1 protein-coding gene is annotated in these 1026 nt (G+C 61.7%); it reads left to right on the forward strand.

Annotated elements, in window-relative coordinates:
- The first annotated feature begins 81 nt into the window (after nt 1-81).
- A complete protein-coding gene (locus ACXAIC_RS24720) occupies nt 82-1014 on the forward strand; it encodes an IS481 family transposase (protein ID WP_475187092.1) in 933 nt (310 codons plus the stop codon).
- Nucleotides 1015-1026 lie beyond the last annotated feature (12 nt).

The following is a 1026-nucleotide window of genomic DNA, read 5'->3' on the forward strand; positions in this document are numbered from 1 at the left end:
TGTGAGTTCTGAGAAGGTTGTTCATCCAGATTGAAAGCCTGAAGGTGTTTGCGACCAAACATTCACCGAAAGGTTTCAAGGATGAACAACCCGCACAAGAATGCCCGAACGACGCCCCTGGGTCGAGCGGAGATGGTCCGCCGTATCGTCGACGAGGGGCGGCCTGTGAAGACGGTCGCCGCCGAGTTCGGCCTGAGCGAGCGGCGAACGCGGGAATGGCTGAGGCGCTACCGGCAATTGGGTTCCGCCGGCCTGGAAAACCGCTCCTCCCGTCCATGCTCCATTGCCAACAAGACGATGCCGCATCAGGTCATCGGCATTGAACGCCTGCGCCGGGAGTATCGGCTGACAGCAGCAGAGATCGCGGAGAAACTGGGCCTGGCCCGCTCCACCGTCGCCGGATGGCTGTGCCGCTTGGGGCTCTGCCGTCTTGCAGGGCTCGATCCAAAGCCGCCGGTGCGGCGTTACCAGCACGAGAAGCCCGGCGAGCTGCTGCATCTGGACATCAAGAAACTCGGCCGCTTCGAGCGGGCCGGGCACCGGATCACCGGCTCGCGCCGGGGCCGAAGCCAGGGCGCGGGCTGGGACTATCTGCATGTGGCCATCGACGATGCGACACGGCTGGCCTATGTCGAGGTTCTGCCCGACGAGACGCGCCGCTCCACAACGAGCTTCCTGATCCGGGCCTTGCGCTGGTTCAAGGCACGAGGCGTCAAGGTTCAGCGTGTCATGACCGACAATGGCTCCGGCTATATCGCCAAACTGTTCCGAAGAACCCTGGAACGGTTGTCGATACGCCACATCAGGACACGGCCCTACACGCCCAAGACCAACGGCAAGGCCGAGCGCTTCATCCAGACGATGCTGCGGGAATGGGCCTACGCCATTCCCTTCAGATCCTCTCTGACACGAGAAGCCGACCTCCCCAGATGGCTTGACTGGTACAACACAAAACGCACACACATGGGCATCAACGGCAAAACGCCACTTCAGGTCCTCAACGGAACAACCTGATCAGAAACCACA

Source organism: Roseibium sp. AWQ4_254, from assembly GCF_056161025.1.